Genomic DNA, 22,865 nt, shown 5'->3' with positions numbered 1-22,865 from the left:
CAAAACAATGAATCGTGATTGTGCGTCAGAGAGGAACGTCTGTTCAAAAATGCAGGCCTGACATTACGCGTCCGGTTCAAAATCCAGAACAAACGCGATGACTTTGCACGCCGCCATTTCACAAGGCCTCAGCAGCGTGCCGCTGATGCGTGTCTGATACAGGTTCATGCTGATATAGTCGGTGCCGCCCAGTTCGTGCGCAACCAGCTTGTGGGATTTCCCCTTTGCCAAATGTTGGCGCACGACGACATAGCGCCGATCCCCCGATGTACCGGTAAAACTGCCTTCGGGCAGTGCGAAAAACGCGGAAACGAAAGCGTCCGGCGGTGTCACGACTTTCCGATTTTCGGTTCAGTTCCGGCCTTGATCCGCGCGACATTGGTGCTGTGACGCCAGTAGATCATAAGGGTCAGGATAATCCCAAGGATAAAGGAGTGTCCGTTTGTCAGAACCAGTACCCAGGTCGTTGAAAGCGCGGCCGCAGCCAGCGCGCCGACCGAAGATATCCGCCAGATCGCCGCCGCCACCAGCCAGCTGAGACAGCACGCAACTCCGACGCGCCAGTCCAGCGCCAGCCAGAGGCCCAGAAAGGTGGCCACGCCTTTTCCGCCCTTGAAACCCAGCCAGATGGGAAAGCAATGACCCAGAAAGGCAAAAAGGGCTGCGATCTGCGCGGCGTCTTCTCCGGCATAAGCACGGGCAATCAGAACCGCGACCGCGCCCTTGGCCGCGTCGAACAGCAAGGTCAGCGCCGCGGCGGCTTTGTTGCCGGTGCGCAGGACGTTGGTCGCGCCGATATTTCCGGATCCGATTTCGCGCAGATTTCCCAGCCCCATGACCTTTGCAAGCAGCAGGCCGAAGGGAATGGAGCCCAAGAGATATCCAACCACCGCCCACTGGAGCAGTTCGCTAGTCGAGTTGTCGATCGGGGGCATCAGGAACTCCGGAACACTTCTTTACCTGCAACATAGGTCGAAATGACCTTACCTTGCATCCGCTGGCCGTCAAATGGCGTGTTCTGAGATTTGGATTTTAAGGCAAAGCGATCAAGCACAAAAGGCACATCCGGGTCGAACAGAACCAGATCCGCCGGGGCGCCTTCCGACAATCGGCCGCTTTCCAGACCCAGCCGTTTGGCCGGGTTCAATGCCATCGCCCGGAACAGGGTCGGTAGGTCCAACTGGTCGGCATGATACAGGCGCAATGCCGCCGGCAAGAGCGTTTCCAGCGCCACCGCGCCCGAGGCGGCCTCTTCGAACGGCAGGCGTTTGCTTTCTTCGTCCTGCGGCGTGTGCATCGAACTGATCGTGTCGATCAGGCCGGTGCGCACCGCCTCGATCACCGCCTGCCGGTCATCCTCGGATCGCAGCGGCGGCTTGACCTTGAAGAAGGTGCGATAGTCGGCCGCGTCCAGTTCGTTCAGCGTCAGGTGATGGATCGAGGTGCCGGCGGTTATGTCCAGCCCGTTGCGCTTGGCCCGTTCCAGCGCGGGCAGGGCGCGGGCGGTGGTGATCTGGTCGGCGTGATAGGCCGCGCCCGTCATTTCCAACAGCGCGATGTCACGGTCCAGTCCCATGCGCTCGGCCATGGGCGAGACCGCAGGCAAGCCGCGCAGGGCGGCGAATTTGCCGCTGGTGGCCGCGGCGCCATGGCTCAGGCCCGGATCCTGTGGGTGGGCAATCACCAGCGCTCCGCAGGATTTTGCATAGGTCAGGGCGCGGGAAAACACCTTGGTATTGGTGATGACGTGATCGCAATCGGTGAAGGCCACGGCGCCTGCGTCCTGCAAAAACCCGATTTCCGTCATCTCTCGCCCGTCGCGCCCTTTGGTCAGCGCGGCCATCGGCAGAACATTGACCGGCGCATCCGCCTGAGCACGCCGGGTCGCGAATTCCAGCGTTTCCGGCGTATCGACCGCGGGCAGTGTATCCGGGCGGGTGACAATGGTGGTGACACCACCGGCTGCGGCAGCGAGGCCTGCGGATTTGTAGCTTTCCTTGTGCCGTTCGCCCGGCTCACACACCTTGACGCCGATATCGACGATGCCGGGGGCGAGGCACTTGCCGCCGCAGTCGATGACCTGGGCGTCAGCGACGGGCACGTCCCCGTTGCCCTTGCCCTGAATGAGGCCGTCAGTAATGTGCAGCCAGCCGGGACTGTCCGTGCCGCTATCAGGGTCGATCAGGCGGGCATTGGTGAAGATCAAGGTGGTCATGGAATGGCCCTTTCAATCGCGGCTTTGGTGGCGGCCGGGTCTGACTGGTACTTGATCAGATGCTTGTCGCCGGTTTTGGTGACAACCTGGACGAAGCTGCCCATGATATTCACGGCGGTGATCTGGTTCAGCGGCATGCTGCGTCCGCCGGGACCGGTCAGTGCGGTGTCTGACAATTGCCAATTGGCGACCATCTCTTCCGAGGCCAGATACCAAGCGCGTATGCCAATGGCGGCAAGGCCAGCAGGCGCTCCGGTCCAGACGTAAGGATTGCCGATCAGCCACAAAACGATCATCGCACCGGCCATAGCAACAGCAGCCAGCCATGCATTTGTGCGGATATAGGCCCCTTTGTCCGGGGTGAAGATCACAGGATCAGCCATAAGATGCCTCCGATGACCAAAAGCGCGACCAGTGCCAGAATGGCCGATCCTACGCGGCGGGGGGTGTCACCCGCTGTGACGGTTTGCGGGGCGGAAAAGGGTTTGGCGCTTTCGGTTTCGATGATCCCCCCGATCCAGTTCGTGGCTTCTTCCGTGAACAGGCCGATCAGGCGCAGTCGCGGATCGGGGTTCAGCGTCGCCGGGTGTCCGTTGAAAGCCGCGCTGCGAAGGACCATGACCCAACCGTCGACAGAGGCCAGAGCGTTCCGGTCCAACTGATCCGCAGACACGCCGCAGCCCTCGGTCATGTAGCCGTACAGGCCGAGCTCTTCGAGGTCGGAGACCGGGAAAATATCGATTTGGCTGGGGTCCAGCCCGTCGACCCCAAGCACCTGATCGGCGGCACCCGGTTCGCGCAGGAATTTCGCCTCTTCCGGGCGCATGTCCAGCGTGAACAGGCGCAAAACGCCGCGTTCATGGGGGGCGACGGTCAGATCGCTCATGCGGCCTCGCGCAGGTTGCGGGCCAACAGATCCATCGCCGCCATGCGGACGGCGACACCCATTTCCACCTGTTCCTGAATGACGGATCGGTTGATATCATCGGCTAGCGTGCCGTCGATCTCGACCCCGCGGTTCATCGGGCCGGGATGCATCACGATCGCGTCTGGCTTGGCCTGCGCCAGCTTTGCGGCGTCCAGACCGTAGCGGTGGTAATATTCGCGTTCCGAGGGGATGAACCCGCCATCCATCCGCTCTTTCTGAAGGCGCAGCATCATGACGACGTCAACGTCCTTGAGGCCCTCGTTCATGTCGTCATAGATTTCGGCCCCGAACTCGGCGAACTGGCTGGGCACCAGCGTCGGCGGGCCAATCAGGCGGATGCGGTTTTCCATCTTGCCCAGCAGAATCAGGTTCGATCGGGCGACGCGGGAATGGGCGACATCGCCGCAAATGGCAATGTTCAGTCGGTGCAGGCGACCTTTGGCCCGACGGATGGTCAGGGCGTCCAGCAGGGCTTGCGTGGGGTGTTCATGTTTGCCGTCACCGGCGTTCAGAACGGCGCAATTGACCTTCTGCGCCAGCAGATCGACCGCGCCGGAATGCGGGTGCCGCACCACCAGAAGATCCGGGTGCATCGCGTTCAGCGTCATCGCGGTGTCGATCAGGGTTTCACCCTTTTTGATCGAGCTGGCCTGCATCGCCATGTTCATCACATCCGCACCCAGACGCTTGCCTGCCAGTTCGAAACTGGCTTGCGTGCGCGTCGAGTTTTCAAAGAACATGTTGATCTGGGTCAGCCCCGACAGCACGTCGGAATGCTTGGTCGACTGGCGGTTCATGGCGACATAGGTCTCGGCCAGATCCAGGATTTCGGTGATATCGGATTGGGACAGATGCTCGATGCCAAGTAGGTGACGATGGGCGAAACGCATGGGCGGGCTCCTGTCTGACAATCGCGCCGCTTATAGGAAGCCGGGCGGCGCAAGGCAACCTAAGGTTCCGTACCCTCAGGCAGTTTTTCGCAACCGCCGTCGGGCAGGCATTGCTCACCTGGTTTGCACCACTTGCCATAACCGCAGTCGATGGCCTTGATCGGTACGCAGCCTTGATGCGCCGAGCATTTGAAACCGGGGCGGCATTGTGATCCGGTTTCCTCGCACAGGAACCACCCCGGACGAGAGCAGCCCCCGCCGGGCAGGCAGGCCGAACCGCGTGCGCAGGTTCTGCCATCAGCGCATGTGGTCGGTGGCGTCGTATCCAGTTCGGGTGCGCTTCGTTCACACTCGCCACGGCCATTGCAGAAACTGTCGCCGGGACAATCCAGCCGTGATGCGCATTTGTTCAGGCCAGCGGGCGCACATCTGAGTCCACCGGCAACGCAGCGTTCGAACGGACCGCAACTGCGCCCGCCGCCGCAATAGGTGCCGCCCAGTGGAATGCAATGGCCATCAAAACTGCATCTTTGCCCGCCTGAACAACATGTGCTGCCACATTTGAACTGACCCGCACGGCACTGCCCGTGTTTGTCATGAAATGTGGCCCATGCCGGATCATCGGTGACAACCAGCACTAATCCAATGATGAGGAATCGCAGAAATCTGAGCATCGCATGCCGATGGTCGGCGCGACAGAGCGACCGATCAAGCCCTATTCGCTTTCCCTCAGCCCTCAGGCGGGTAAGTTATCCCTATGGAATCGGGCTTGGACTATTATTCTGCGCAGGCGCTGCTGGAATGGCAGATCGAACTGGGTGTGACCGAGGCAATAGGTGATGCGCCGGTTGACCGGTACGCGTTGCCCGACACCACGGCCAAACCGAGGAAACCGGAAACGTCCGCCGCCGCCCCGGCAAAGCCAAGGGATGTGGACCCGGTAGAAATCGCTGGATCCGCAGCACGGGGCGCGGGATCGCTGGATCAGCTGCGCGCAGCGATGGACGCGTTCGAACATTGCAAGCTCAAGCGCGGTGCGCGGCAATTGGTCTTTGCCGACGGGACCCCCGGCGCGCGCGTGATGATCATCGGCGAGGCGCCGGGTCGCGATGAGGACCGCGAGGGCAAACCCTTTGTCGGCCGTGCGGGTCAGTTGCTGGACCGGATGCTGGCGGCAATTGATCTGGATCGTCGCGAAAACGTCTATATCACCAATGTGCTGCCATGGCGGCCCCCGCAGAACCGCGACCCCAAACCCGAAGAGATCGGGATGATGAAGCCGTTTCTGGAACGCCACGTGGCCCTGGCCAGACCCGAGGTTCTGGTTGTGATGGGGAATATCAGCTGTCAGGCGGTGCTGGGCAAACGCGGCATCACCCGCCTGCGCGGCAAATGGGATCAGGCAATGGATCTGCCGGTGATTCCGATGTTCCACCCGGCTTATCTGCTACGACAACCGCAGATGAAACGGCAGGCCTGGGCGGATCTGCTGGAACTGAAAGCGCGGCTGCGAGGTGCAACATGAAGGTTCTGGCATTCTCTGATCTGCACATGGCGCGCAACCGGGCAGCCGATCTTGTTTCCGCCAGCGCCGAGGCTGATCTTGTCATCGGTGCCGGTGATTATTGCAATTCGCGTCAGGGGCTGGACGAGGCGATGCAGATGCTGTCCGGCATTTCGACGCCGCTGGTCCTGATCCCTGGGAACGCGGAAAGTGCAGAAGAGCTGGGCAATGCGGCCCCGAACGGTGTCCATGTCCTGCATGGGTCTGGCATGACCATAGACGGCTTGCGCTTGTTTGGTCTTGGCTATGGCGTACCACCGACCCCGTTCGGAGACTGGTCCTGTGACCTGACAGAAGGTGAGGCGACCGAGATGCTCGACCGGTGTGAAACGGCGGATGTCCTGATCGTTCATTCTCCGCCCAAAGGGTATGGGGATCAGACATCGCAAGGCCTTTCGGTCGGATCGACTGCCATACGGGATGCGGTGGAACGCCTTCAGCCGGGATTTGCGTTCTTCGGTCATGTGCATGAAAGCTGGGGCTATCGCGGTTCCCTGGGGCGAACGCATTTGGCCAATCTGGGCCCGATGCCAAGTTGGTTCGAGGTGGATGCGTGATCGAATTCCAGACCTTGCTGGTCTTTGTTCCAGCGGCACTGGCACTGAACCTGACGCCCGGTTCTGATATGATGTTCTGCTTTGGCCAAGGGCTGCGATCCGGGGCGTGGCCTTCGGTATCGGCAAGCGCCGGCGTGTCCGTGGGTTCGATGATTCACGTGCTGCTGGCAGGGCTTGGACTGGGCGCTGCGGTGTCGGCGCTGCCCTGGCTTTTTGAAGTGATCCGCTGGATGGGTGCCGCTTACCTGATGTATCTGGCTTGGGGTGCGGTCCGGCATGGCGCTTCGACGGGGGATACGCCTGTGCGGTCGACGCGCATGGCCTTTCGGGATGGGATGTTGGTCAACCTAACCAATCCCAAGGTCATTCTGTTCGTGCTGGCGTTCATACCGCAATTCGTCGACCCGACCGCGGGATCGGTTCTGGTGCAGTTCCTGATCTTCGGGCTGATCATCGCGTTTGGCGGGTTCTTGGTGAACGGGCTGGTCGGGGTTTTTGCCGGCGGGGCAGGCAAGGTGCTAATCGGCAACCCGCGCGCCGCGCGTATTATTGGTTGGATCACGGGGGGTATTTTTTCCGCCCTTGCGATCCGGCTTGTCATGATGGAAAGGGCCTGACGCAAGATGTCGCACATTGACGAAACCAAGGAGTTCATCCCCGTCAGAATTGCCGTTCTGACCGTTTCGGACACCCGATCGATGGACGAAGATCGCTCGGGGCAGACATTGGTGGACCGGATCGAAAAAGCGGGCCATGTGGTTGCGGACCGCCAGATCATCCGGGATGAGCGCGACCAGATCGCCGATCAGTTGCGGGCATGGGTGGCTGATGAGCAGATCGATGTCGTGATCTCGACCGGTGGAACGGGTCTGACCGGGCGGGACGTGACGGTCGAAGCGCATCGGGACGTGTACGAAAAAGAGATCGACGCATTCGGTACTGTCTTTACCGTCATTTCGATGGAGAAAATCGGCACTTCGGCGGTGCAGTCCCGCGCAACCGGGGGGGTTGCGGGGGGAACATACCTTTTTGCATTGCCCGGCAGCCCGGGGGCCTGCAAGGATGCGTGGGATGGGATTTTGGAAAAACAGTTCGATTACCGGCATCGCCCCTGCAATTTTGTGGAAATAATGCCCAGATTGGACGAACATCTGCGACGGAAGTAGACTGGTCGTACGTTCAATTCCGTATAACCGCTTTGTGGCTTGGCATAATTCGTGATCCGGCTACATGTTGTGGACGGCAGCTTGGTGCAACCGGGGTAACTGTTTGATGCGATTTCTACGGCAGAGTCTTGTCGGTATCTTTCTGGCGTTCCTGACGCTTGCTCTGCTGTTTGTTGCCGCGCAGATCATCATGGGTGCCGTTCAGGACGTCCTGACGCGTGAGGACCAGGCGCCCGCGGCCCGCGAACGGGTCTTCGCGGTTGCCGTACGTCAGGCCGAGGCGGAAACCGTAATCCCATATCTCGAAGCATTCGGAGAGGTCCAGAGCCGGCGCAGGCTGGAATTGCGCGCGGCACTGGGTGGCCGCGTTGTCGCCCTGGCAGAGGATTTCGTGGATGGCGGAACGGTAACTGCCGGGGAAGTTCTGGTTGAACTGGATCCGGCGGATGCCCAATCCGCGCTGGATCGGGCCAAGTCCGATCTTTTGGACGCACAATTCGAAGAACGTGATGCCGAACGGTCTTTGCTGCTGGCGCAGGACGAATTGAAATCGGCCGAGGCGCAAGCCGAACTGCGGGAACGGGCGCTGCAACGGCAACGCGATCTGGAGGCCCGAGGGGTAGGCGCCGCCGCCAGCGTGGAAGAGGCGGAACTGGCGGCTGCTTCGGCACAACAGGCCGTGCTGGCGCGTCGTATCGCGCTTGCACAGGCTGAATCTCGCGTCGATCAGGCAACGACGTTGTTGGCGCGCGCGGTGATTGCCTTGGAGGCAGCGGAACGCGATCTTGACGATATGACCATTCGGGCCGGATTCAGCGGCACTCTGACCGATGTGACGCTTGTGGAAGGGCGGTTGGTGTCGGCGAATGAAAAACTGGCTGAACTGGTTGATCCAAACGCTCTTGAAGTGGCGTTCCGGGTGTCGACAGCACAATATGTACGTCTGTTGGACGAGAATGACAGGCTGATCAACGCACCGGTCACGGTTTCGCTTGAGGTGACGGGCACCGATCTGACCGCGACTGGTCATATCAGCCGCGACAGCGGTTCTGCGGGCGAGGGTCAGACCGGACGTTTGATCTATGCGCGTTTGCAAGAGGCGTCCGGTTTCAAGCCCGAAGATTTCGTCACCGTCTCGGTTCAGGAACAACCGCTTGCCAATGTGTTCCGCTTGCCGTCTTCGGCATTGGACGCATCGGGAACGGTTCTCGTGCTGGGTGCGGATGACCGCCTGGAAAGTTTGCCGGTGCAGCTTGTCCGCAGACAGGGTGACGAGGTTTTGCTGCGGGGCGACGGGTTGGAAGGGCGCGAGGTTGTGATCGGACGCACGCCGTTGCTTGGATCTGGCGTGCGGGTGCGCCCCTTGCGGCTTGAGGCCGGGGCAGACCCGGGCATGGTCGAACTGTCAGATGCGAAACGCGCTGAACTCGTGGCCCGGGTCGAGGCCAGCGAAACCATGCCTCAGGATGAGAAAACTCAGGTTCTCGGTCAGTTGCGCGAAGCGCGCGTCCCTTCATCTCTGGTGCGGCGCATTGAAACCAAGGCCGGGGGCTGAGCGTCATGATGCGCGAGATACCTGGCGCAGCGGGGGGCCTTCTCAGCTATTTCACACGGCACCGGACGGTGGCCAATTTGCTGTTGCTGGTGATGCTGGTTCTGGGTGCGGCAGCTATCCCGAACATGCGGGCGCAGTTCTTTCCGGATGTCATTCTGGAACGCGTTGATGTGACCGTCTCGTGGGAAGGTGCAGGCCCCGGGGACATGGATGCCGGTATCGTGCAGTTGTTGGAACCTGCGCTGCTGGCCGTTGAAGGGGTAACCAGTACCGAGGCCAGTTCCCACCCAGGTTGGACCCGCGTCAGACTGGAGTTTGAGCCGAACTGGGACATGTCCCGCGCGGTCGAAGACGTCCGGACCGCGATAGACGGTGTGACGGATCTGCCCGAAGGCTCGGAAGAACCTGAAATTCGACGCGGCGCTTGGCGGGATCGGGTAACGGATGTCGTTATCAGTGGCCCCACCGACACCAATCAACTGGCGAAGCTGACGGATGAGTTCATCAACCGTTTGTTTTCGGCAGGGGTTACGCGAACCGAAATCAGGGGCATTGCCGCGCCTCAGATCATTGTCGAGATCACAACGGCGCAATTGATCGCCAATGACATCACCATGGAAGAGATCGCGTCCGCGATTGCGGCCGAGGTCAGCACCGATCCCGCTGGTGAGGTTGAGGGCGCAGGTGCGCGTATCCGGGCCGGAACCGAAAAGAGGACCCCGGAGCAGATCGAAGACATCGCGCTGCGGACCTTTGCCAACGGGTCGAAGCTGAAGGTCGGTGATATTGCCAGGATTCGGGTCGAAGGTGTCACACGGTATCGCAGTTATTTCGTCGGCGACGATCCGGCCATGTCCATCCGGGTTGATCGGTCAAATCTGGGCGATGCGATAGACATCCAGCACACGGTCGAAGATGTTGCCCGTGAAATGCAGGCCAGCTTGCCCGAAGGTGTGAAGATTGAGCTGATCCGCACCCGCGCCCAGGCCATAACCGACCGATTGAACATCCTGGTCAACAACGGGTTGATGGGTCTTGGCCTTGTCGTCTGCCTGCTGTTCTTGTTCCTCAACGCGCGCATCGCCTTCTGGGTTGCGGCGGGTATCCCCGTGGCGATGTCGGCCGCAATCGCATTGATGTATCTGGGGGGCTTGTCGCTGAACATGGTCTCGCTGTTCGGCCTGATCATCACGCTGGGCATCGTGGTTGATGACGCCATCGTGGTGGGGGAACACGCGGATTTCCGCGCCCGGCGTTTGGGTGAGCCGCCTGTTGTGGCTGCGGAACGTGCGGCGCGGCGGATGGCCATGCCGGTGCTGGCTGCGACTGTCACGACGGTAATCGCGTTTTTCGGTCTGACCCTGGTGGGCGGACGATTCGGAGAATTGATCCGCGACATTCCCTTTACGGTGATCGCCGTTTTGATCGCTTCGCTGGTCGAATGCTTTCTGATCCTTCCCAATCACATGGCGCACGCCATCGCGCATTCGGCCAAGGAACACTGGTATGATCTGCCCAACCGGGTCGTCAACCGTGGTTTCCGTTGGGTTCGGGATCACCTGTTCCGCCCCTTGATCGCCTGGGTGATATGGGCACGCTACGTCGTCGTGGCGCTGATGATCGCGGTACTGGCCAGCCAGGTTGCACTGTTCATTCGCGGCGACGTGAACTGGCGTTTCTTCAATGCACCAGAGCGAAGTTCCGTGACCGGCGGCTTTATCATGCGCGAAGGTTCGGCGCGATCGGATACGCTGGAAATGATGCGCCTTCTGCAAAAGGCGGTCAATGACCTGGGCCAGATCTATGAAGAGCGTCATGGGCGCAATCCGATCGACTATGTCCTGGCCGAGGTTGGCGGCAATGCAGGCCGACAGCTGGCTGCTGCGGATGGCAAGGATGGCAGTTTGTTGGGTGGTATCTCGATCGAACTCATCGATGCCGATCTGCGCCCTTATTCGAGTTTCGAATTCGTCGGAGAGTTGCAGGAATTCGCGCCGCGCCATCCCAAGCTCGAAGTGATCAGCTTCCGGGGGTGGCGCTCTGGACCGGGTGGCGACGCCATCGACGTGCAGTTTTTCGGCTCGGACGTGAGCGTTCTCAAGGCCGCGTCCGAAGACTTGCAGGCCGAGCTGTCGAAATTTCCCGAAGTCTCGGCGCTGGAAGACAACCTGGCTTATGACAAGGAAGAGTTCATCCTGGACCTGACTGCACAGGGAGAGGCGCTGGGATTCCGGATTGAAACGCTTGGTCGCGCCCTGCGCAATCGCCTGAACGGTATCGAAGCGGCAACTTTCCCGGACGGGCCGCGCAGTGCCGAGATCCGTGTGGAACTGCCTGAAGGCGAACTGACGGCAGATTTCCTCGAGCGTACACTCATGCGGTCTCCTGACGGGGTTTACGTACCGCTGGCCGACATCGTTTCGGTCGAGCGTGAATCCGGTTTCTCGACGGTTCGGCGCGAAAACGGCCTGAGGGTTGTTTCGGTCTATGGCGACATCTCCGAGGATGATCCGGCCCGCGCGGCTGAAATCGAACGGGCGATGCAGGAAGAAATCCTGCCGAATATCGCTGCCGAACGGCAAGTCGAGTGGCGCATGTCGGGCCTGAGTGAACAGGAGAATGAATTCCTTGCCGAAGCCCGCACCGGTTTGATCCTGTGCCTGACAGGTATCTACCTTGTTCTGGCCTGGGTGTTCGCCAGCTGGACACGGCCAGTGGTTGTCATGGCAATCATACCCTTTGGCCTCGTTGGTGCGATCTGGGGCCACTACATCTGGGATGTGCCGCTCAGCATGTTCACGGTGGTCGGGTTGCTGGGCATGACGGGGATTATCATCAACGACTCGATCGTTCTGGTGACGACGATAGATGCGTATCAAAAAGACCGTGGTCTGGTTCCGTCCATTGTCGAAGGTACCGCAGACAGGTTGCGTCCCGTGATGCTGACCACTTTGACCACGGTTCTTGGACTTGCACCGTTGCTTTATGAAGGTTCGCAACAAGCGCAATTCCTCAAGCCGACCGTGATCACGCTGGTTTACGGGCTTGGGTTCGGGATGTTGCTGGTTCTGATTCTGGTGCCTGCCCTGCTGGCGATCCTCAATGACGTGGCGCGTCCGATGACAGCCATGCGCCGTGCCGCGCGGGCACCCGACCGGGTGGTTCGCGGGGCGCTGGCGGCAACCGGTGCCGCATTGGCTGTTTGGTTCGGCCTGACGATGATTTGGCCCGCGGTTTCAGGCGCGCCGCTTGGCGTGCTGCAAGGCCTCTATGCGGGTGGAGATGGCATTGCGGTGCTGCGAATGGGGTTGGGTGCATTCCTGGCCGGGGCGATTCTGATCGTGGTCCTGAGCGTGATCCTGTCAGGTTTGCTTTATGGGCGGCTGACAAGATCGGCCGATGCCTGATCCGCGCGGATCGCGTGTTCCAATAGGTCGATGACCCGCGCGCTCATCGGCAGGTCGCCCCGGCGTATCTGCTCGATGGCAAACCAGTGGGCATCCAGCGCGTCATCACCAGCCTGTGGTGTGCCGGACTGATAGCGGCAGGCAACGCCGACCAACAGGTAATGGGACAAAACCTGCCCCGCCTTGTCGTGACGCAGCAGATCCAGATTTCTCAGGTAGTGTGACGGTTCCGCAATCACCGAGGTTTCTTCCCGCAACTCACGCTGCGCCGCCTGCAGAACGGTTTCACCCCACTCTACGTGGCCGCCGGGGAACCCCCACAGCCCTTTGTCCGGCTGTTTGCTGCGCTGAACCAGAAGAACCTTGTCCTGATGCAGAACAACCGCCAATGCACCGATCTTGGGGGATTGGCTCATGCATTCAGCCCGCGCTACAGCCCAGAATATCCACCGCGTGGTCAGACCCCAGAACGGTGATCCGGATCTCGGACCGGTCCAGCGCAAAAGGTGCACCTGATGCGTGTATGATTTCTGCTTCGGCCACCAATGTATCCCCCTGCCTTAGAGATACGGGTTGCGAGGCCCAAAGCGAAGGATTGCCGGGTTCGATCACGGCGACTTCTCGACCGCCCGCGGACGGCATCGTCATCCGCGCCTCGATCCGCATCCCATCTTTCGTGGGCGTCAGGTTGCAGGTGGTCTTGGTGACACGGGCTTCGCGCGCGGAATAGGGCCTTTGCGCCATCGCTGCGGCAATCGCCGGGTTGCGATCAGCTTCGGCGTCCAGCGTGTGGTCGAAATCCAGGCGTTCCGGTATGCAAACGTCTTTGCAGACCCCCAGATCCATCTTGCCTTTCAGACGGACCGGTTTTGCCGGGTTGCGCGGAGTGACCTTGATGGGCAAGACCAGCTGATTTTCATAGCCAATCGATTGCAGGCCATTCTGATCAAAGATTTCGGGCGAGGGCCAGATGATTTCCACCTGGCCGACATTTCTGGATCGCTTCCAGTCGAACTCGGGCGGGATGCCGGAATCTCCTGGCGCGCGCCAGTAGGTTTTCCAGCCATCCTTGAGCGTTAGTTTCAACGCGGACATATAGGTGCCGTTGGCCGTCCGACCACCATCCAGAACATCCAGCCGAACCACGTTGTCCAAATCTTGCGCGGCAACTGGAACGGACAGGCTCAGACACGCGAGCGCGGCGACGGCGGTGGGTTTGATCGGCATCTTCATACCCCATAAATGCGCGTCGATGGCGCGGATTCCAAGTCACGATCCGGTCACCGCGCTGAAATCTGTCGAAATACGGGTTGGTCTCTTGCAAACTGGGGTGCGGCAGGGCCATTGTTGACGTGAACGGACAAAGAGATGAAGGCCCATGGACCTGACCGGAAAACTGTTGATTGCGATGCCCGGAATGGGCGATCCGCGATTCGACCATTCGGTGGTGTATATGTGCAGCCATGGCGACGATGGCGCCATGGGATTGATCGTGAACAAGCCTTCGGATCTGCGAATCAAGACGTTGCTGGGGCAACTGAACATTGCCTGCAGTATCCCGGTGATCGGAGAGCGCCTTGTGCATTTCGGTGGCCCGGTCGAGATGTCGCGCGGATTTGTCCTGCACAGCGCCGATTACGAGGCCAATCTGCATTCGATGCAAATTTCCGCGGATTTCAGCATGACGGCGACGCTGGATGTGCTTGAAGATCTGGCCTCTGGTAGCGGACCACTGAATTCGATGCTGACGCTGGGCTATTCCGGCTGGGGGCCAGGTCAGCTTGAGGACGAAATCGCGATGAACGGCTGGCTGACCACCGAAGCGACGACGAAACTTGTCTTTGACGTGCCTGATGACGAAAAATGGGAAGCTGCCTTGGCGACGCTAGGGGTGGACCCTCTGACGTTGTCCGCCAGCGCAGGCCGGGCCTGATCAGCTGTCGCGTGGCGCAGCGGCGCGGCGCAGCCGGTCGTTGATTGCAGCCCCCAATCCGGTGTTCGGGATCGGAGATACGGCAATTGGTCGGCCGGTCTCGTTCAATCTGTGAAGGGCTGCAAAGAGGTTCGCGGCCGCCTCGGTCAGACGTCCTTCGACAGACAGGTTCAGGTCGCAATCCACCGCTCCAAAGCCCAGCAGAACCTCATCCCCGTGACGCGCAGTGGCGTTCAGGCGGACCGGGGCGTCGGGCGCATAATGCGACTGCAATTGCCCCGGAGCGGTCAGCAGATCGCCGGATTGGTGCAGGTGCAGGTGCAGGTTCAGCACGCTTTCGATCCGGTCCAACGCAACGCCGCCCGGACGCAGCAATGTGAGCTCTCCGGCCAGACCGACAATGGTGGATTCCAGCCCCACCGCACAGGGGCCGTCGTCCAGAACTGCCGCGATCCGTCCGCCAAGACCGGACCACACATGAGCCGCCGTCGTGGGGCTGATCTGACCCGAGGGATTAGCCGAAGGGGCCGCGACCGGTCCGTCAAAGTCGGCCAGCAGCGCACGCGCCGTCGGATGCGCAGGCACCCGCACGGCCAGAGTGTCCAGCCCGGCGGTCACCAGCGAGGAAACCCCGTGCCCTTCGCGCAACGGCAGAACCAGGGTCAGAGGACCGGGCCAGAAGGCCTGTGCCAGCTGCTCGGCCAGATCCGACCATTGCACAAAGCGCTGGGCCGCTTCGACCGAGGCGACATGGGCGATCAGCGGGTTGAAGCTGGGCCGTCCCTTGGCCTCGTAAATCGATGCGACGGCCTGTCCGTTGCGGGCATCGCCGCCAAGGCCATAGACCGTTTCGGTCGGAAAAGCGACCAGAAGACCCTGGCGCAAAAAATCGGCAGCCTGCGCGATGCCGCCGGGATCTGCCGTCAATTCCTGTGTGCCGGATGAGATCATATCTGATGACGCCGCGTTTTGGTTGCCTGGAACTTGAGGTAAGGTACGTAATCGGTTCAGGCCCACACGCTTACCGGCGCTTGCATTTGATTCCAAGCCCGCCGATGTATTCTGATCCGTTAGACCCCGAGAGAAATCATGCCATATCGCGCCCCAATCTCAGATTATCAATTTCTGCTGGACCATGTCGTCGGGTTCGACCAGGTCGCCGCCACCGAGATTTTCGAAGATGCCAGCGCCGATGTCGTCACGGCCATCCTGACCGAAGCGGCCAAGATGAGCGAAGAGGTTCTGGCCCCGTTGCAGCGTGCCGGTGATCTGGAACCGGCTCGGCTTGAGAATGGCGTGCTGCGCAGCTCTCCGGGTTATGCCGATGGCTGGAAGGCGATTGCCGAAGGCGGGTGGATCGGGATCAGCGCTGATCCCCAATTCGGCGGAATGGGCCTGCCGATGGCTGTCACCACTGCCGTGAACGAGATGATGAGCGCCGCTTGCCTGTCGCTGCAACTTGCTCCGCTGATGGCGCAGGGCCAGATCGAGGCGTTGGAACACCACGCCAGCGACGAATTGAAGTCGCTGTATCTGCCCAAAATGATTTCGGGTGAGTGGTCTGCGACCATGAACCTGACCGAAGCTCAGGCCGGATCGGATGTGGGTGCGCTGACCTCGAAGGCCGAGCCAAATGGTGATGGCACATACTCGGTGACCGGGCAGAAGATCTTCATCTCTTGGGGCGACAACGACTTTGCTGAAAATGTCTGCCATCTGGTTCTGGCCCGTCTGCCGGATGGTGTGCCCGGCACCAAGGGCATTTCCTTGTTTCTGGTGCCGAAATACATCCCCGATGCGGATGGCAATCCCGGCCTGGCCAACGACCTTAAGGTTGTTTCCGTCGAACACAAGATGGGCCTGCATGGCTCACCCACCTGCGTGATGCAATATGACGGCGCCAAAGGATGGCTTGTCGGTAAGGAACATGGCGGTATGGCGGCCATGTTCACCATGATGAACAACGCCCGCCTGGGCGTGGGTGGCCAGGGTGTGGGCGTTGCGGAAGGCGCCTATCAGCACGCTTTGGCCTATGCGCTGGAACGCAAGCAGGGCAGGACGCCTTCTGGTACGATCATCGATCATGCGGATGTGCGTCGCATGATCATGGATATGCGCGCCGATATCTTTGCCGCTCGGGCTATTCTTCTGGCCAATGCGACCGCGATTGACATGGCGAAAGCCACCGGCGACGCCGATTGGGCCGCGCGGGCCGCGTTGTTGACGCCAATCGGCAAGAACTTTGGGGCCCGGACCGGGATACGCGTGGCCGAAACCGGCGTACAGGTGCATGGCGGAATGGGCTTTGTCGAAGAAACAGGCGCGGCGCAATATTCCCGCGATGTTCGCGTGACCGCGATTTACGAGGGAACCGACGGCATTCAGGCCATGGACCTTGTTGCACGCAAAATGATGGACGGGGGCGAGGCGGCGTCGAACCTTCTGGACGAGATCGAAGAACAGGCCGAGCGCGCGCGCGCGACGATGCCCGATCTGGCCGGTCCAGTGTGGGAAGCAACAGAAACCCTGCGCGAGGCAACCGAATGGTTGGTGGCACAGGACGACATGAACGACCGATTTGCAGGCGCAACGTCCTATCTTCAGGCGTTTGCCCGGGTTCTTGGCGGGCATTATCACCTGTCCGCGGCACTGGCCGATCCGGAAGGACCGCGGGCCAAACTGGCGCGCTACTACATCAACGCCTTGTTGCCCGAGCATTCCGGGCTTCTGACGCGGGTGCAAAGCGGTGCGGGTGACCTCTTTTCGCTCAGCCCGGATGAGTTGGCGGCGTGATGGACGGGGATCGCGTATCGGGGATCAGATATCCGTGGGCTGAACCGCCCGCGCCGGGTGAAGCCGTCGAAGTTACCGAGGGTGTACTGTGGATGCGCCTGCCTCTTCCGATGGCGCTGGATCACGTCAATATCTACGCGCTGGACGATGGCGAAGGTTGGACGGTGATTGACACCGGGCTGTCGTCGAACAAGACGCGGCGTATCTGGGAAACCCTGATGGGCGGGCCTTTGAAAGGCAAACCGATCACCCGTGTGGTGGTGACGCATCATCATCCAGACCATGTCGGTAATGCCGGGTGGTTTCAGTCGGAACACGGGGCTGAGCTGGTCACAAGCCGCACCTCATGGCTGTTCGCGCGGATGCTGACGCTGGATGTGCAAGAGACATGGCCGCAGGAAACGCTTGATTTCTATCGCAGCGCCGGCATGGCACCCGAGGTTCTGAATGCGCGGATGAAGGATCGTCCGTTCAACTTTGCCGACACGGTTTACCCCATGCCGTTGGGCTTTGCCCGGATCAAGCAGGGCGACGTGATCCGAATGGGAGGGCGCGACTGGGATGTGCATATGGGCAATGGCCACGCGCCGGAACACGCCACCTTCTGGAGCCGTGACGACAATCTGGTGTTGAGCGGCGATCAGATTCTCAGCTCGATCAGTCCCAATCTGGGCGTCTATGCCACGGAACCGATGGCCGATCCGGTTTCAGCGTGGCTGGAAGCCTGCGAGCGGTTGCAGACGCTTGCCCGGCCCGATCATCTGGTTCTGGGCGGGCACAAGCTGCCGTTTTCGGGCCTGCCGCTGAGGATGAAACAGCTGATCGACAACCACCACGGCGCGTTGGGCCGCCTGTTGAAACATCTGGATCAACCCAGAGCGGCCGCAGATTGTTTTCTGCCCCTGTTCAAACGCACGATCCGCGAAGGCGAATATGGGCTTGCGCTGGTTGAGGCGGTTGCGCATGTGAATCATCTCTACCACATTGGTGCAGTAACTCGGACGCAACGCGCTGACGGGGCATGGCTGTATCAGCGCAAAGGGTAGAAGAATGCAGGACCAGATCGAAACCTCGGCCGAGGCCGCCGAAGCCGCCGCTTTGCCGCGGTGTCACGAGGTGCACGCGGATCCCAATGCCGAATCCGGGGCCAAGGACCTGCCCGAGGGGTTGAAGAAGCCTGTTGCCAACAAAAGCCCGGCGCAATGGGCTTACGAGCGTCTGATCATGTATATCCAGAACTTTGAAAAGACTCTGGACGGCGATCACGAAGTCGCGATGGGCTTTACCGGCGGCGATGCCGGCGTCATGCGGATCGAAGGGATGGGGTATTTCGACCCCGACATGATCACCTTTTACGGATCCGACGGAACCGGGGCCCGCACGCAATTGGTGCAGCATGTCAGCCAGTTGAACGTGATGCTGCGCGCCCTGCCCAAATCGGTCGAGGACAAACCCGCCAACCGCATCGGTTTCCGTCTGGCGGCGGATCTGGAAGACAGCTGACTTGCAATTCACGCTTGCGCGCCTTTGAATGACTGCATCAGTCCGGAGGCGCCCACGTGACAAGATTTTTTCAAGCAGTAACACATGCCTATGCAGGTGCCTGGGAACGGCGCCGGGTCTTTGTGCCAATTTATGTCGCTGTGCGCTTGCTGCTGGTGGCGCTGATCGCGCCGGGTGTGGCTGTGGCTGTCAATCTGGCGGTCTCTCTGTCAAATCAGACCGCTCTGACCGATCAGGACATTGCGATGTTCCTGCTGTCTCCGGCAGGGTTCATTGCGGGTGTTGCGGTACTCAGTCTGTTTTTGCTGGCTGAGGTTATTGTGTTCGCGGTCATGGCCGGGTCCTTGCGTATGGGAGAAAATGACCCTTGGCGCGCAGGCAGTGCGGCACTGGCACTGAACCTGTCCCGCTTTCCGGCGCTGTTCGGATTTGCCGTTCGGTTCATCCTGCGCGTCCTGCTGCTTGCCCTGCCGTTTGTGGCCGTCGCGGGGTTGATCGCATGGTGGACGCTGACGGAATATGACATCAACTATTACCTGACATTCCACCCTCCGGCCTTTCAGGTGGCCGTGGTACTGATCGGGCTTGTCGTTCTTGCGTTGGCATGGGTGTTGATCCGCCGTCTGTCGGGATGGGCGCTGGCGTTGCATCTGGTCCTGTTCGAGGGGGCCTCACCACGCGGAGCATTTGCGAAAAGCGAACAAAAGATGGAAGGCAAGCGCGGGCGTTTGAAGATCGAGCTTGCCCTTTGGCTGGGACTGCGGCTTGTGATTGCAGCTTTGATTGCGGCGGTGGCCAGTCTGTTGTTTGCAGTTGTGCCCTTGCAGGAAGGCGGCAGCCTCAGACTGGCGTTGATCCTCAGCCTGATCATTGCGGGGCTTTGGTCCCTGGCGGGGTTGGTTCTGGCGGCGACGGCGCTGGGCGCATTGGCGGTCTTGCTGGACGGCTTCTTTGAAGCTGAGACCAAGGACGTTCCCCATCCCGAACCCCGAAGGATTCGCGTGCCGGTTCTTGTCACTGTCGCGACGGCCTCGGCCGCATTGGGCGTGGGCTTCTGGCTTGGGCAAAGCTTGCTGGAACGCGTGCAGGCGCCGGATCAAGCCGAGGTCATCGGCCATCGGGGCGCTGCGGCCTTGCGACCTGAAAACACAATGGCCTCGGTCCTGAAAGCGATCGAGGATGGAGCGGACTGGGTTGAGATAGACGTTCAGGAAACGGCGGATGATGTAGTTGTCGTGGCCCATGACAGCGATTTCATGAAGTTGGCCGGCGTCAACCTGAAGGTCTGGGATGCGACGATGCAGGATGTTGCTGATATCGACATTGGCAGCTGGTTCGGACCGGAATACGCCGCAGAGCGGACCCCGACCCTGCGAGAGGTTCTGGAAGCGGCCAAGGGCAAGTCGAAGGTTCTTATCGAGCTGAAATATTATGGTCACGACGTCGATCTGGAAAATCGGGTGATCGGCCTTGTCGAAGAGCTAGGGATGCAGAACGACGTTGCCACCATGTCGCTGAAATACCCGGCCGTGCAAAAGATGGAAAAGTTGCGGCCCGACTGGCGCTCTGGTGTGCTGGCGGCCACGGCCATTGGGGATCTGTCGGGGCTGGAAGGTGAATTTGTCGCCGTCAATGCAGGCATGGTTACACCCGGGCTGATCCGCAAAGTGCAGGACGCTGGTAAGGATATCTATGTCTGGACGGTGAATGATCCGTTGCAGATGTCCAGGATGGCCTCGATGGGTGTGGATGGTTTGATTACCGACCGCCCGGCCATGGCCAATGAGGTTTTGCGCGTCCGCGCTGAAATGGGGCCGGGCGAGCGGCTGTTGCTGTGGCTGGCAACCACCTTTGGATTGCAGGTCGATACAGAGGCAATGCGCGATGAAAGTCCTTAACATGGCGCTGTTTCTGTCTCTGCTGCCACTGTCGGCATGGGCACAGGATCTGATGCGCGGATTTGAGATGCCGGGCCACCGCGCCCTGATCGAGCAAAGCAAGGACGCCGAACTGACGCCGTTTGAAACCGATGGCTGTTCAGGCGGGTTGTCAGCCAGTTGGCGCTGGGTGGCAAAGCAATTCCCACAGGTTGGCGCGCTATATCAAGAGCACCCGCCGTGGGAGTACTGCTGCGTCATCCACGACCGGGCATATCACAACGCTGGCGGTGCAGAGACAGCCAGCGAAAGCTATGAGGCACGTCTGGCAGCAGATGACGCCTTGCACGCCTGTGTGGTGCAGCACGGAGACAACCATGCCGAGGACTATGCCGACCAGTACGACATGTCGCCTGAACAGATTCGCAGCGTGCACGCGATCACTGCGGATGCAATGTACGGGGCGGTGCGATTCGGTGGCGGGCCGTGCAGCGGCCTGCCCTGGCGGTGGGGGTTCGGGTATCCCGGTTGTTCGGTTCTCAAGTAACAGCGTCCTGCGCGCGAATGACGTGGTGACAGGCGTTCTGTTTTCTATTATCCAACAGATCAAACACGCGAATTGGGAATCTGAGACTCATGGCTGAACACAAGCACGGCGAAATGGACATCACGGTCCAAACCAAGACATTCAACGGTTTCATCAAAGCCACCACGTGGTGTGTGGTCGCCATTGCCTTCCTTTGCCTGTTCCTGGCGGTTTTCGCCTCCTAATTGTTTCGGGGGCTGACTTGCTCAGGATATTGATTGCTTGCTTGCTGGCAGCGACAGTGGCGGGCTGCGCCAATTCGAACCGACCACAGGCGGATCGGAACGAAATCGTGTCCCGGTCCTACCGTGATCCGGGGCCAGCGACCCTGACGCTGTACACAATGATCAACACACGCACCGGATCGGGCGCGCATACGTCGTTGATGATCTCGGGCAGCGAGCGGGTGATCTTTGACCCTGCCGGTTCGTTCCGGGCGGATGTGGTTCCGGTGAAGGATGATGTGCTTTACGGCATTACCCCGGCGGTCGAACGAGCTTATCGCAGCTCGCACGCGCGCGAGACGCATTATGCCCGCATACAGACCATTCAGGTGAGCCCGCAACAGGCTGAAATCGCCTTGCAACTGGCAAAGCAATCCGGTCCGGTCGCTGGCGCGTTCTGCACCAACTCGACTTCCCAACTGTTGAAGCAGGTACCGGGGTTCGAGCAGATTGATGTGACGTTCTATCCGGTGAACCTGTCGGAACAGTTCGCGCAGATTCCGGGCGTCGTGACCGAAGAATATCGGGAAAATGACGATGCGGATCTGCAAAAGGGGCTGGCGGCAAACAATGCGCGTCTCAACCAGCTCGACGCTGTCTCAACTCAGTAGATAAAGCAGACCATAGAGCGTGGCGGCCCCGGAAAAGATGGCCGCTATCACGTTTTTGCTGATCACTCCCACCGCCAGGGCAACGGCTGCCGCCGACATACGTGGCAGATCAGGCTGCCCTTCGGTGGCAGAGGGCCAAACGACCAGCGGTGCGATCAATGCAGGAAGGATGGCCACTGCTGTATATCGCAGGTGACGCAGCAGCCAAGGCGGCATTGGGCGATCACCCACAAAACCGATAAAGACAAAGCGCAGCGCATAGCTGCCTATGGCAAGCCCGATGATAATGGCCCAGATGGTGACGGAATCGGGCTGAGTCATAACTGCGCCTTTCTACGTTCGAGGATCAGTTCCGCCTGTGCTCCGGCAATCATTCCAGCGCATCCGGCGATCAACAGGCCCAGATTGAACGGGATTACGACGGTCAGCAAAGATACCGCAATGGCCACAAGGGCCGCGACCACATGTGCAAAGGTCCGCATCATCGGCCCTATCATGGCCAGAAAGGTGATCGGCAGGGCAAAATCCAGTGCCCAGCTTTCCGGTATTTGCGCACCCAGCACTGCGCCCAGATAAGTGCCCAGAATCCAGAGCGGTGTGATCGGCGTGACAGAGCCCACGAAATAAGCCATCCGTTGCGGCACTGACAGGTCGGGCTCTTTCTCGAACCGCACGATCGAGCAGGCATAAGATTGATCCACGGTCAGGTATGCCGCAAAGGCACGCTGCCACATGGGCGCGGAACCCAGGTAAGGTGTCAGTGATGCGGAATACATCGCCATACGCAGATTCACAGCCAGCGCCGAGACTATGATGATCACGGTCGGGGTGTTGTCCTGCAACAATTGCAACGCCGCGAATTGCGCGGCACCTGCAAAAACGGTCGATGTAAAAGCCATCGTCTGGACAAGGGTCAACCCGGCTTCGGTCGCAAAAACACCGAACAGAAGGCCAAAGGGCACGGCGACGAAGACAAACGGCGTCCCATCCCGAAAACCTTTCCAGAAGTATGACTTGGATGTGGCAGAGGCCATGGCTAAATCCTATGGTGATTCA

At 60.2% G+C, this 22,865-nt stretch carries 26 protein-coding genes; 14 read left to right on the top strand and 12 right to left on the bottom strand.

All coding sequences use genetic code 11. The features are described 5' to 3' along the window. Positions 1-63 precede the first annotated feature (63 nt). The 7 genes from GS611_RS09665 to GS611_RS09635 all read right to left on the bottom strand — a co-directional run bounded on the left by GS611_RS09665 (position 64) and on the right by GS611_RS09635 (position 4,631). Positions 64-333: a hypothetical protein gene (locus GS611_RS09665; protein ID WP_171635045.1), complete on the bottom strand. Its 270-nt coding sequence runs from the start codon at positions 331-333 to the stop codon at positions 64-66. Continuing rightward, the gene (gene plsY / locus GS611_RS09660; RefSeq protein ID WP_171635042.1) at positions 330-935 is read right to left on the bottom strand and encodes a glycerol-3-phosphate 1-O-acyltransferase PlsY; all 606 of its coding nucleotides are present in this window, start codon (positions 933-935) and stop codon (positions 330-332) included. The genes GS611_RS09665 and plsY overlap by 4 nt, the downstream gene beginning before the upstream one ends. After that, positions 935-2,215: a dihydroorotase gene (gene pyrC, locus GS611_RS09655; protein WP_171635038.1), complete on the bottom strand. Its 1,281-nt coding sequence runs from the start codon at positions 2,213-2,215 to the stop codon at positions 935-937. The genes plsY and pyrC overlap by 1 nt, the downstream gene beginning before the upstream one ends. Next, entirely contained in the window at positions 2,212-2,598 is a 387-nt protein-coding gene (locus GS611_RS09650; protein WP_171635036.1) for a hypothetical protein, read from the bottom strand. Before GS611_RS09650 ends, pyrC begins: the two co-directional genes overlap by 4 nt. Next, entirely contained in the window at positions 2,583-3,101 is a 519-nt protein-coding gene (locus tag GS611_RS09645; protein ID WP_171635033.1) for a hypothetical protein, read from the bottom strand. Before GS611_RS09645 ends, GS611_RS09650 begins: the two co-directional genes overlap by 16 nt. After that, a complete protein-coding gene (locus GS611_RS09640) occupies positions 3,098-4,033 on the bottom strand; it encodes an aspartate carbamoyltransferase catalytic subunit (RefSeq protein ID WP_050604003.1) in 936 nt (311 codons plus the stop codon). The genes GS611_RS09645 and GS611_RS09640 overlap by 4 nt, the downstream gene beginning before the upstream one ends. A gap of 409 nt (positions 4,034-4,442) precedes the next feature. Next, positions 4,443-4,631, bottom strand: a complete 189-nt coding sequence (locus GS611_RS09635; protein ID WP_171635031.1) for a hypothetical protein — start codon at positions 4,629-4,631, stop codon at positions 4,443-4,445. 159 nt (positions 4,632-4,790) lie between these two features. Here GS611_RS09635 and GS611_RS09630 point away from each other — a divergent pair, with 159 nt between their 5' ends. From GS611_RS09630 to GS611_RS09605, 6 genes are all read left to right on the top strand, one after another. Beyond that, on the top strand, positions 4,791-5,558 hold the full coding sequence (locus tag GS611_RS09630) for a uracil-DNA glycosylase family protein (RefSeq protein WP_171635029.1): 768 nt from the start codon (positions 4,791-4,793) through the stop codon (positions 5,556-5,558). Beyond that, the gene (locus tag GS611_RS09625) at positions 5,555-6,154 is read left to right on the top strand and encodes a metallophosphoesterase (RefSeq protein WP_171635026.1); all 600 of its coding nucleotides are present in this window, start codon (positions 5,555-5,557) and stop codon (positions 6,152-6,154) included. Before GS611_RS09630 ends, GS611_RS09625 begins: the two co-directional genes overlap by 4 nt. Further along, a complete protein-coding gene (locus tag GS611_RS09620; protein WP_171635024.1) occupies positions 6,151-6,771 on the top strand; it encodes a LysE family transporter in 621 nt (206 codons plus the stop codon). The genes GS611_RS09625 and GS611_RS09620 overlap by 4 nt, the downstream gene beginning before the upstream one ends. Positions 6,772-6,777: 6 nt before the next feature. Continuing rightward, positions 6,778-7,320 carry a molybdenum cofactor biosynthesis protein B gene (gene moaB, locus GS611_RS09615; protein WP_171635021.1) on the top strand — a complete coding sequence of 181 codons (543 nt, stop codon included), beginning with the start codon at positions 6,778-6,780 and terminating at the stop codon, positions 7,318-7,320. 106 nt (positions 7,321-7,426) lie between these two features. Further along, positions 7,427-8,875 (top strand): efflux RND transporter periplasmic adaptor subunit, encoded by a 1,449-nt coding sequence (locus GS611_RS09610; protein ID WP_171635019.1) that lies wholly within the window; start codon positions 7,427-7,429, stop codon positions 8,873-8,875. A gap of 5 nt (positions 8,876-8,880) precedes the next feature. Continuing rightward, on the top strand, positions 8,881-12,282 hold the full coding sequence (locus GS611_RS09605) for an efflux RND transporter permease subunit (protein WP_171635016.1): 3,402 nt from the start codon (positions 8,881-8,883) through the stop codon (positions 12,280-12,282). On the opposite strand, the gene GS611_RS09600 is transcribed toward GS611_RS09605, so the two are convergent. Both GS611_RS09600 and GS611_RS09595 read right to left on the bottom strand, forming a co-directional pair. Next, the gene (locus tag GS611_RS09600) at positions 12,249-12,698 is read right to left on the bottom strand and encodes an NUDIX hydrolase (protein WP_171635014.1); all 450 of its coding nucleotides are present in this window, start codon (positions 12,696-12,698) and stop codon (positions 12,249-12,251) included. The genes GS611_RS09605 and GS611_RS09600 overlap by 34 nt on opposite strands. Before the next feature lie 4 nt (positions 12,699-12,702). Beyond that, entirely contained in the window at positions 12,703-13,515 is an 813-nt protein-coding gene (locus GS611_RS09595) for a protein-disulfide reductase DsbD domain-containing protein (RefSeq protein WP_371732240.1), read from the bottom strand. A gap of 145 nt (positions 13,516-13,660) precedes the next feature. Between GS611_RS09595 and GS611_RS09590 the strand changes: the two genes are divergently transcribed. Then, positions 13,661-14,215 (top strand): YqgE/AlgH family protein, encoded by a 555-nt coding sequence (locus GS611_RS09590; RefSeq protein WP_171635010.1) that lies wholly within the window; start codon positions 13,661-13,663, stop codon positions 14,213-14,215. On the opposite strand, the gene GS611_RS09585 is transcribed toward GS611_RS09590, so the two are convergent. After that, positions 14,216-15,166, bottom strand: a complete 951-nt coding sequence (locus GS611_RS09585) for an L-threonylcarbamoyladenylate synthase (protein WP_171635008.1) — start codon at positions 15,164-15,166, stop codon at positions 14,216-14,218. Positions 15,167-15,304: 138 nt separating this feature from the next. Here GS611_RS09585 and GS611_RS09580 point away from each other — a divergent pair, with 138 nt between their 5' ends. The 7 genes from GS611_RS09580 to GS611_RS09550 all read left to right on the top strand — a co-directional run bounded on the left by GS611_RS09580 (position 15,305) and on the right by GS611_RS09550 (position 21,809). After that, positions 15,305-17,008 carry an acyl-CoA dehydrogenase gene (locus GS611_RS09580; RefSeq protein ID WP_171635005.1) on the top strand — a complete coding sequence of 568 codons (1,704 nt, stop codon included), beginning with the start codon at positions 15,305-15,307 and terminating at the stop codon, positions 17,006-17,008. Then, complete coding sequence (locus tag GS611_RS09575; RefSeq protein ID WP_171635002.1) at positions 17,008-18,054, top strand: MBL fold metallo-hydrolase; 1,047 nt, start codon at positions 17,008-17,010, stop codon at positions 18,052-18,054. Before GS611_RS09580 ends, GS611_RS09575 begins: the two co-directional genes overlap by 1 nt. A 4-nt stretch (positions 18,055-18,058) precedes the next feature. Next, on the top strand, positions 18,059-18,511 hold the full coding sequence (locus GS611_RS09570; protein WP_170346311.1) for a DUF6173 family protein: 453 nt from the start codon (positions 18,059-18,061) through the stop codon (positions 18,509-18,511). 56 nt (positions 18,512-18,567) lie between these two features. Next, positions 18,568-20,409 (top strand): glycerophosphodiester phosphodiesterase family protein, encoded by a 1,842-nt coding sequence (locus tag GS611_RS09565; RefSeq protein WP_171635000.1) that lies wholly within the window; start codon positions 18,568-18,570, stop codon positions 20,407-20,409. Then, positions 20,396-20,935 (top strand): hypothetical protein, encoded by a 540-nt coding sequence (locus GS611_RS09560; RefSeq protein ID WP_171206075.1) that lies wholly within the window; start codon positions 20,396-20,398, stop codon positions 20,933-20,935. The genes GS611_RS09565 and GS611_RS09560 overlap by 14 nt, the downstream gene beginning before the upstream one ends. Before the next feature lie 89 nt (positions 20,936-21,024). Beyond that, complete coding sequence (locus GS611_RS09555) at positions 21,025-21,159, top strand: aa3-type cytochrome c oxidase subunit IV (protein ID WP_050604020.1); 135 nt, start codon at positions 21,025-21,027, stop codon at positions 21,157-21,159. 17 nt (positions 21,160-21,176) lie between these two features. Beyond that, positions 21,177-21,809, top strand: a complete 633-nt coding sequence (locus GS611_RS09550) for a hypothetical protein (protein WP_171206074.1) — start codon at positions 21,177-21,179, stop codon at positions 21,807-21,809. On the opposite strand, the gene GS611_RS09545 is transcribed toward GS611_RS09550, so the two are convergent. Together GS611_RS09545 and GS611_RS09540 are read right to left on the bottom strand one after the other, a co-directional pair. Then, complete coding sequence (locus tag GS611_RS09545; protein WP_171634997.1) at positions 21,798-22,130, bottom strand: AzlD domain-containing protein; 333 nt, start codon at positions 22,128-22,130, stop codon at positions 21,798-21,800. The two genes, GS611_RS09550 and GS611_RS09545, sit on opposite strands and share 12 nt — an antisense overlap. After that, positions 22,127-22,843 carry an AzlC family ABC transporter permease gene (locus GS611_RS09540; RefSeq protein WP_171634995.1) on the bottom strand — a complete coding sequence of 239 codons (717 nt, stop codon included), beginning with the start codon at positions 22,841-22,843 and terminating at the stop codon, positions 22,127-22,129. The genes GS611_RS09545 and GS611_RS09540 overlap by 4 nt, the downstream gene beginning before the upstream one ends. Between the last annotated feature and the right edge of the window lie 22 nt (positions 22,844-22,865).

It is taken from the genome of Ruegeria sp. HKCCD6119 (assembly GCF_013110585.1).
GTDB lineage: Bacteria > Pseudomonadota > Alphaproteobacteria > Rhodobacterales > Rhodobacteraceae > Ruegeria.
Note: the sequence above shows the minus strand (reverse complement) of the source record. Positions and strands in the feature narration are given on the sequence as shown.

What these genes read in the sequence shown, in the direction of transcription:
- GS611_RS09575 (WP_171635002.1), top strand. Translation starts at nt 17,008, where the DNA reads ATGGACGGGGATCGCGTATCGGGGATCAGATATCCGTGGGCTGAACCG.
- GS611_RS09540 (WP_171634995.1), bottom strand. Translation starts at nt 22,843, where the DNA reads ATGGCCTCTGCCACATCCAAGTCATACTTCTGGAAAGGTTTTCGGGAT.
- GS611_RS09580 (WP_171635005.1), top strand. Translation starts at nt 15,305, where the DNA reads ATGCCATATCGCGCCCCAATCTCAGATTATCAATTTCTGCTGGACCAT.
- GS611_RS09625 (WP_171635026.1), top strand. Translation starts at nt 5,555, where the DNA reads ATGAAGGTTCTGGCATTCTCTGATCTGCACATGGCGCGCAACCGGGCA.
- GS611_RS09635 (WP_171635031.1), bottom strand. Translation starts at nt 4,631, where the DNA reads ATGACAAACACGGGCAGTGCCGTGCGGGTCAGTTCAAATGTGGCAGCA.
- GS611_RS09560 (WP_171206075.1), top strand. Translation starts at nt 20,396, where the DNA reads ATGAAAGTCCTTAACATGGCGCTGTTTCTGTCTCTGCTGCCACTGTCG.
- GS611_RS09595 (WP_371732240.1), bottom strand. Translation starts at nt 13,515, where the DNA reads ATGAAGATGCCGATCAAACCCACCGCCGTCGCCGCGCTCGCGTGTCTG.
- GS611_RS09605 (WP_171635016.1), top strand. Translation starts at nt 8,881, where the DNA reads ATGATGCGCGAGATACCTGGCGCAGCGGGGGGCCTTCTCAGCTATTTC.
- pyrC (WP_171635038.1), bottom strand. Translation starts at nt 2,215, where the DNA reads ATGACCACCTTGATCTTCACCAATGCCCGCCTGATCGACCCTGATAGC.
- GS611_RS09600 (WP_171635014.1), bottom strand. Translation starts at nt 12,698, where the DNA reads ATGAGCCAATCCCCCAAGATCGGTGCATTGGCGGTTGTTCTGCATCAG.
- moaB (WP_171635021.1), top strand. Translation starts at nt 6,778, where the DNA reads ATGTCGCACATTGACGAAACCAAGGAGTTCATCCCCGTCAGAATTGCC.
- GS611_RS09650 (WP_171635036.1), bottom strand. Translation starts at nt 2,598, where the DNA reads ATGGCTGATCCTGTGATCTTCACCCCGGACAAAGGGGCCTATATCCGC.
- GS611_RS09630 (WP_171635029.1), top strand. Translation starts at nt 4,791, where the DNA reads ATGGAATCGGGCTTGGACTATTATTCTGCGCAGGCGCTGCTGGAATGG.
- plsY (WP_171635042.1), bottom strand. Translation starts at nt 935, where the DNA reads ATGCCCCCGATCGACAACTCGACTAGCGAACTGCTCCAGTGGGCGGTG.
- GS611_RS09545 (WP_171634997.1), bottom strand. Translation starts at nt 22,130, where the DNA reads ATGACTCAGCCCGATTCCGTCACCATCTGGGCCATTATCATCGGGCTT.
- GS611_RS09645 (WP_171635033.1), bottom strand. Translation starts at nt 3,101, where the DNA reads ATGAGCGATCTGACCGTCGCCCCCCATGAACGCGGCGTTTTGCGCCTG.
- GS611_RS09570 (WP_170346311.1), top strand. Translation starts at nt 18,059, where the DNA reads ATGCAGGACCAGATCGAAACCTCGGCCGAGGCCGCCGAAGCCGCCGCT.
- GS611_RS09590 (WP_171635010.1), top strand. Translation starts at nt 13,661, where the DNA reads ATGGACCTGACCGGAAAACTGTTGATTGCGATGCCCGGAATGGGCGAT.
- GS611_RS09555 (WP_050604020.1), top strand. Translation starts at nt 21,025, where the DNA reads ATGGCTGAACACAAGCACGGCGAAATGGACATCACGGTCCAAACCAAG.
- GS611_RS09610 (WP_171635019.1), top strand. Translation starts at nt 7,427, where the DNA reads ATGCGATTTCTACGGCAGAGTCTTGTCGGTATCTTTCTGGCGTTCCTG.
- GS611_RS09640 (WP_050604003.1), bottom strand. Translation starts at nt 4,033, where the DNA reads ATGCGTTTCGCCCATCGTCACCTACTTGGCATCGAGCATCTGTCCCAA.
- GS611_RS09585 (WP_171635008.1), bottom strand. Translation starts at nt 15,166, where the DNA reads ATGATCTCATCCGGCACACAGGAATTGACGGCAGATCCCGGCGGCATC.